The following is a 6,261-nucleotide window of genomic DNA, read 5'->3' as shown; positions in this document are numbered from 1 at the left end:
TTTTTGAATTTTAATGGAATTTTGTTGTCAGTTTTCAGAGGCAATTAATATCCATTCATTTAGACTGGTGGGCAGTGGCATTTGTTGGTAACGAGGCTGAATGTTTTCCTGATTTGGCAAAATCCAAATTTGTAAAAAATGCACAGGTTCAGTGCTTGAAGGATTGTATTCGCTATGATTAACTCCAGTGCCTGCACTCATTTGTTGAATATCATTGGCATGAATGACAGATTCTGTTCCCATGCTATCTCGATGAGCAAGACTTCCTTCTAGCACAATGCTAATAATTTCCATATTTTCATGATGGTGCATGGGAAATCCGTTGCCTGGAGCAACCCGATCTTCATTGATCACACGTAGGCTTCTAAATCCCATAAAATTTGGGTCGTAATAGTGTGCAAATGAAAACGTATGGAATGTTTTTAACCAACCATGATCGAAAAATTTACGCTCATGACTTTTTCGAATTTTATAGGTCATCATTTCTCCAAAAGTTGTATTTTTCTTTATAATCTGAAAAGATCATTCATAAGAAATGTAAGTTATTTTTAGAAAGAGGTTTTTCATGAAGATTTTGATTGCTGGTGCTACAGGGGCGATTGGACAACCTTTAGTTAAAGAACTTTTAAAAGAAGGCTATGAAGTTTATGGAATAACTCTGTCGAAAGAGCGTTCTGCTAAGTTAGCCAAAGAGGGAGCAAAGCCTGTGATTTTGGATGTTTTAAATACAGAGGCGGTAGCTGCGGTTTTGAGTGATGTTAAACCAACGATTGTGATCGATATGTTAACACGTTTACCTAAAGAATATACACCGGAATCCATGCGTCAAGCAGCTCTATTAGACGCACAGATTCGAATGGAAGGTGGGGCTAATCTCTTGACGGCTGCTGTGCAACAGGGCGTGAAGCGTTATATAGCGCAATCAAGCGGATTTTGGTATGAGCCTGGCGAGGGAATGGCCGATGAAAATACATCGATGGCTTTTCAAGCATCACCTGGAATTGCTGAGGGCGTACGGTTATATGAAGAAATTGAAAAACGTCTTTTTAAAGCAAGTTCCTTAGAAGGAGTCGCATTGCGATTTGGTTTTTTTTATGGACTTGGGACATGGTTTAATCCAGAAGGTGATGTTGCAGAGCAAATTCGGAAGCAGCAGTTCCCCATTATTGGGGCGGGAGAGGGGGTGTGGAATTTTGTACATATTGAAGATGCTACTCATGCTATTGTGTCTGCTATTAAAAGTGTGCCAGGAGTTTATAATGTTGTAAATGATCACCCGTCACCTATGCATGAATGGCTACCTGCTTTCGCAAAGTATTTAAAAACGGCCGCTCCTCCTTTCATTTCAGAAAAGGAAGGATTTAAGCTAAGAGGGGCTGACTCTGTTTATTACGCAACAAAATTGCGGGCGGCATCAAATGCAAAAGCTAAAAAAGAATTACACTTCAAACCTAGACTTTTTGAATGGATTAAACAAGATGGATGAAAGATTAGCCCTTAAACTTCCTTTGATTCAAGCTCCCATGGGAGGTGTAGCGACTCCTCAGCTAGCTGCTGCGGTATCAAATACAGGCGCTTTAGGCTCTTTAGGTGGAGGATATATGACACCAGAGGAGCTTCAAAAGGTTGTTCGGGAAACGAAAGTGTTGACGAAGCATCCTTTTGGAGTGAATCTTTTTGTTTTGGAAAAAGACATTCTCCTCCCTGACCTACTAGCAGCTCTCGAATTCATTAAACCCTTTTGGAAAGAGCTTACAGATGAACCATTAGAAGTTCCCACAGAGCTAAAGCTTCCAGCCTTTGAAGAGCAAGTCGAAGTTTTATTAGAGGAAAAGATTTCTGTTTTTAGTTTTACATTTGGGATCCCTTCAGAAGACATCATTCAACGTTTTAGAAAGCAGGGAATATTAGTGTTTGGAACAGCCACTAACCCACGCGAAGCCATTTTATTGGAACGAGTGGGATGTGATGGAATTGTTTGTCAGGGCTATGAAGCCGGAGGGCATCGAGGATGCTTTTCAAATCCAGATCCTTGCTATAGCTTATCCGTGCTACTTTCATTAACAAAGCGAGTTGTTAAATTGCCTTTAATCGCTGCGGGGGGAATTATGGATGGCTATGGGATCGCAGCGGCTCTTGCGATGGGAGCAAAGTATGCGCAATTGGGAACGGCATTTGTCACGACTATCGAAAGCGGAGCAAACCAGGCCTATAAAAAAGCTTTACTTGAAGAAAATGCTCCAACAAAATTATCTAAGGCTTTCACTGGAAAATTGGCACGGCTAATAGAAAACCGATTCGTGGCGGAACTAGGCAAGAAAGCTGTACTCCCTTATCCTGTACAGCATTTTCTTACGGCAAAACTGCGAGCATTGGCCGCACAAAAAGGGCGCATGGATCTCATGTTTCTTTTGGCAGGGCAGGGTTATCCCTTATGCCAATCGATTTCAGCGCGTGATTTGATTCAGCAAATGGCTTATCAGCTTTTCATAGCTAAAGCGCGGGGGGCGTAGTGTAAACTGCCACTTAAAATCTATACATATCTACTCTTTACTGAGCTGAATGATTAAACGCTAGCCAAGCAATTTTGCTAACGATTCACATATTGGAATCTCACCAATAACAGTCAGGAGCTATTCGCTGTCGCAAGAGCCGGAATAGGCGGACTCGAGAATCGATGGATCGCCTGAAAGTGTGCTGCAAGCACTGTTGTTAATTTCTTCTTCACACTACCCCAAAAATGCCATACGTGTTTTATTCGATTCCTCACGGGTAGAACAAAAGCGACATGGCCTCCTTTCCCATCGGGAATTTGTCCATGGGAAGAGCAAGGTGCTTCAGAAAATTTTTGGTAACGTCTTGCTATGCAAAGAGCTGCTGCAAGATGGATACTTAGGCCATAGCGTTTCGCATAATTGATACGCCCGATGGTTGAGGTAAATGCCGGATTGACTCGGTAGATCTCAATCCCTTCTTTGAAGGCGCGTGCGATGAGACATGCGAAGAAGAGCCCGTAAGCAAAACCGGATAACAGTCGTGAAAATTTCTTATTTCCACTGTCTTGTAAAGTGAGCTTTTTCTTTCGAAAATCTAAGTTTTCAATGACAAGTGGCTTCTTTGTGGCTTTTGCTTGATCGATTATCTCCTTGCAGAGATCTCCTGTGATCGCTTTAAGCTGTTCTTTTCTCTTTCCATAAGAACCCAAGAAAGTATTCTTGATTTTATCGGCTTGCCAAAGCGATCTGTTTCCATATAGGCGATATGATCGGCGTTAAGATCGATTCCAATGACTCCAAGTCCCTCTTGTGAAATACAGTCAGCCTTTGGAAGGGCTGTCGAAGTGAACACTCTCCTGCTCTTTGCATCTTTTTTAAAGCGATAGGATATCGCCTGTCCCTTGGGATTATTCATTGCAGCTAAGACTTGTTGTTGGCCGTAAGCGAACATAACGTCTGGATGTAGAGGTATTTCCCATGCTTGTCCTCCAAGGCTTTGGGAAGGCGCAAGCGCAAACACAATGTTTCATTGCTCTGTAAGGTAGCCACACATGTCTGATTGCCTGAAGATTCATCCTTAGATCCCAAGCTAAAAAACTCGCTATTTCGGCTTTCTTGCCATACCTTTTTCCATTCCGAATGAGAGGAAAACCCATTTTTCTCAAGATAAAATTGAGTGTTAAATAGCTTTTTACTTCCAAAGCAGAGCCTGACGCGTTTTTGCTTGCGATCTCTCCTCAATGGAATCACGACGTTGGAACAAAATCGCTCGGCGCCGTCTCTTTTGATGCAGAATAAATTGCTTTGAGGGCTTCTTTTCCAAAAGTTGAATCCTTCGGTCTAACAAAGCGATTTGTTGATTAAGACTCTCAATGGCACGATCTTGTCCAACTCGACATCCTTCCACTTTGCTGTCCAAACTCACACGACAGGCATTAAATTGTCGTGCTGTGATATTAAATCTTGTCAGAAACCGATTTTTGCAGGAAGCAGACGCTTTTCCCTGAGCAACTTCTGCGTACAACGAACGTTCTACTTGGCTGAGCAAATCCGCGTATTGTTGCAAGATGTTGTCTTGTTCGTCATTCAGCACAAGGCGTGTTTGGTAGGTGAACATCATCTCAGTTGTCATGGTCAATCAACACTTTAGCGGCTTCAATCAATTTTTTGTTCTTTTTGCTTCTGCTGCCATACAATCTTGCTGAAAACTTTGTATATGTTTTTGCAAGCTGTTTCTAACCCCGCTTTTTCTCTCTAGACTGTTACAATAATTTTTCCAATTTGTTGATTCGACTCTAAATATCGATGTGCGTCCACAATTTTATCAAGAGGAAAAGTCTTGGCGATGACTGGCTTTAATTTTTTAGAGGCGAGTCCGTTGAGAATAAATTTTTTCGCTCTCTCGAATCTTTCAGGATCACTCACAATTTCAAAAAGAACATATCCGCGCATAGAAAGAGATTTGGCTAGCGCGGGCATCAAAGGAAATGGGGTAGGATCTGGACTAAGAGCTCCATATTGAAATAAGATACCGCCATTCGCCATCCCTTCCGCTAAAGCAAGCACAGTTTTCCCTCCAACGGGATCAAATACGATTCTAGCACCCTTACCGCCTGTGATCTCTTTTAGCTTTGTTGCAAGATCTTCTTCTTCCGTCGCAATAACATGTGCAGCTCCTTCATCCAGCAGAGCTTTCTTCTTATTGCTTTTACGAGTTGTAGCGATAGGGATGGCCCCAACCATGTTACACAGCTGGATGGCTGCTAAGCCAACGCTGCTAGAAGCGGCTGGGATGACAACATAATCGTCTTTTTTCATTTCGGCAATATCATTAAGAGCCCCATAAGCTGTCATGTATTGCATCCAAACGGCGGCAGCTTCTTCAAAAGATAAAGATGGAGGATTTTTGACTGCATACTGTGCGGGGATAATTGCAATTTCACCATAAACACCATATTTACCTTGATCTGCTGCAGGAACAATACTAATACTGTCGCCAGGTGCGAAATCCTTAACATCCGGACCAACCGATTCGACAATCCCTGAGGCTTCGTAACCTATACGAGAAGGGAATGTTGGTTGAAAAAAATAGCGTCCACTTCTAAACATGGCTTCTGCTCGGTTGAGGCCGAGAGCCTTCACTTTTATTCTCACTTCATCAGGACCGGGAGAGGGAACTTCTACTTCGTCAATTTGCAAAACTTCAGGTCCACCAACTTTATGAAATCGAACAATGCGTGCCACAAGAGCCTCCTTGATATGAATAATCTTTAGAGATAGAATGATAGATTTGACGATATTTCTCAAATAATTTGTTTTTAATTAATAAAAAGACCACGCGAAATTAAGGTTTAGAGCAAAATCCACTTTGTGCTGTTTTCCAAATAAATTTTGAGTGACAGGAACACTTACCCCAAATTGTAATAACCATTCTTTGGTTGAAATCCAAATGGAGGGGGTTACATAAACGACATTTCCGCCTGAATTGGGATCGATCACTCGGTCGATTCGATTTTTTTTGTTATATTGGCCATCAATTTCTAACATCCAGGCATAGATGCGATCTGTCGTGCTGGGAATATTTCTGCCAAATCCAAATTGGTAGAGGAATTGATCCCCGATGCGAGTCCCCCCATTTGAACTCATTAAAATAGCTCCATGTGAGGTGAATGCAAACCAATCGACCATTGTATGGTAAAAAGTGCCTCCAATAAATACGCTGGGTGCTCCAAAACCAGTGGGTGGGTTTTTTTTAGTCGATCCAGTAGGTGCTGTAATGTTCGCAACAATAGTGGCTTCATCAACATAGAAAGCTGTCGACTTGTTATAAAAAGCATACTCAAATTGTATGAAGAAATCCTCTATACCACTTGATCGGTTTTTGCCGTCTCTCAAATAGGGATTAACTGGGAAATTGAAATAGATAGAAAATTCATTCGTTACGCCAAACAAAACGCTTGGAATTATGTCTGAGTTAACTCTTTTCTTTCCGCTAAAATAATCTGCAAAGAGATAGAGCTGCACTTCATCTTTATCAAGAATATTTCCTCCAAATCCAAACAGTGCAGCAGGTTGTTGGGAAGTAGGTAAAGCGAAATTTCCAACTTTTGGGGGTTCTTCTTTAATCTCTTCGCTGTTCTTTTCTTTCTCTTCCTGTTTTTTTTCACATGGATTGGTTACTTCTTTTGTTTCTGCTTTTTCGTCGGTTTTTTCTTTTTCTTCTTTTTTACAAGTTGTTTTTAAATTCTCTTTTTCATCTGTTTGC

Annotated in this window: 8 protein-coding genes and 1 pseudogene; 2 read left to right on the top strand and 7 right to left on the bottom strand. The window is 41.5% G+C overall.

Annotated elements, in window-relative coordinates; genetic code table 11:
* Positions 1-27 precede the first annotated feature (27 nt).
* A complete protein-coding gene (locus AB7E63_RS12980; protein WP_428419630.1) occupies positions 28-483 on the bottom strand; it encodes a pirin family protein in 456 nt (151 codons plus the stop codon).
* A gap of 82 nt (positions 484-565) precedes the next feature.
* Between AB7E63_RS12980 and AB7E63_RS12975 the strand changes: the two genes are divergently transcribed.
* Together AB7E63_RS12975 and AB7E63_RS12970 are read left to right on the top strand one after the other, a co-directional pair.
* On the top strand, positions 566-1,486 hold the full coding sequence (locus AB7E63_RS12975) for an NAD-dependent epimerase/dehydratase family protein (protein ID WP_006341472.1): 921 nt from the start codon (positions 566-568) through the stop codon (positions 1,484-1,486).
* Positions 1,479-2,513: an NAD(P)H-dependent flavin oxidoreductase gene (locus AB7E63_RS12970; protein WP_006341473.1), complete on the top strand. Its 1,035-nt coding sequence runs from the start codon at positions 1,479-1,481 to the stop codon at positions 2,511-2,513. The genes AB7E63_RS12975 and AB7E63_RS12970 overlap by 8 nt, the downstream gene beginning before the upstream one ends.
* A gap of 113 nt (positions 2,514-2,626) precedes the next feature.
* Here AB7E63_RS12970 and AB7E63_RS12965 read toward each other — a convergent pair whose 3' ends face one another.
* The 6 genes and pseudogenes from AB7E63_RS12965 to AB7E63_RS12940 form a co-directional block, all read right to left on the bottom strand.
* A complete protein-coding gene (locus AB7E63_RS12965) occupies positions 2,627-3,205 on the bottom strand; it encodes an IS200/IS605 family accessory protein TnpB-related protein (protein ID WP_006341474.1) in 579 nt (192 codons plus the stop codon).
* The gene (locus AB7E63_RS12960) at positions 3,139-3,516 is read right to left on the bottom strand and encodes a hypothetical protein (protein ID WP_036746263.1); all 378 of its coding nucleotides are present in this window, start codon (positions 3,514-3,516) and stop codon (positions 3,139-3,141) included. The genes AB7E63_RS12965 and AB7E63_RS12960 overlap by 67 nt, the downstream gene beginning before the upstream one ends.
* Positions 3,517-3,687: 171 nt before the next feature.
* A complete protein-coding gene (locus tag AB7E63_RS12955; protein WP_059359913.1) occupies positions 3,688-4,128 on the bottom strand; it encodes a hypothetical protein in 441 nt (146 codons plus the stop codon).
* Positions 4,118-4,210 (bottom strand): annotated as a pseudogene (locus tag AB7E63_RS12950) (IS607 family transposase); the annotation flags it as partial. The gene AB7E63_RS12955 and the pseudogene AB7E63_RS12950, both read right to left, overlap by 11 nt.
* A 40-nt stretch (positions 4,211-4,250) precedes the next feature.
* Positions 4,251-5,240, bottom strand: a complete 990-nt coding sequence (locus AB7E63_RS12945; RefSeq protein WP_036746595.1) for a zinc-dependent alcohol dehydrogenase family protein — start codon at positions 5,238-5,240, stop codon at positions 4,251-4,253.
* Positions 5,241-5,318: 78 nt separating this feature from the next.
* The coding region (locus AB7E63_RS12940; RefSeq protein WP_428419629.1) for a hypothetical protein at positions 5,319-6,261 on the bottom strand (943 nt) is incomplete at its 5' end.

Origin of the sequence: Parachlamydia sp., assembly GCF_050255895.1 — a bacterium.
Taxonomy (GTDB): domain Bacteria; phylum Chlamydiota; class Chlamydiia; order Chlamydiales; family Parachlamydiaceae; genus Parachlamydia; species Parachlamydia acanthamoebae.
The sequence above is the reverse complement of the archived record's forward strand: the minus strand, read 5'-3'. Positions and strand labels throughout refer to the sequence as shown.

What these genes read in the sequence shown, in the direction of transcription:
- AB7E63_RS12980 (WP_428419630.1), bottom strand. Translation starts at nt 483, where the DNA reads ATGATGACCTATAAAATTCGAAAAAGTCATGAGCGTAAATTTTTCGAT.
- AB7E63_RS12975 (WP_006341472.1), top strand. Translation starts at nt 566, where the DNA reads ATGAAGATTTTGATTGCTGGTGCTACAGGGGCGATTGGACAACCTTTA.
- AB7E63_RS12970 (WP_006341473.1), top strand. Translation starts at nt 1,479, where the DNA reads ATGGATGAAAGATTAGCCCTTAAACTTCCTTTGATTCAAGCTCCCATG.
- AB7E63_RS12955 (WP_059359913.1), bottom strand. Translation starts at nt 4,128, where the DNA reads ATGACAACTGAGATGATGTTCACCTACCAAACACGCCTTGTGCTGAAT.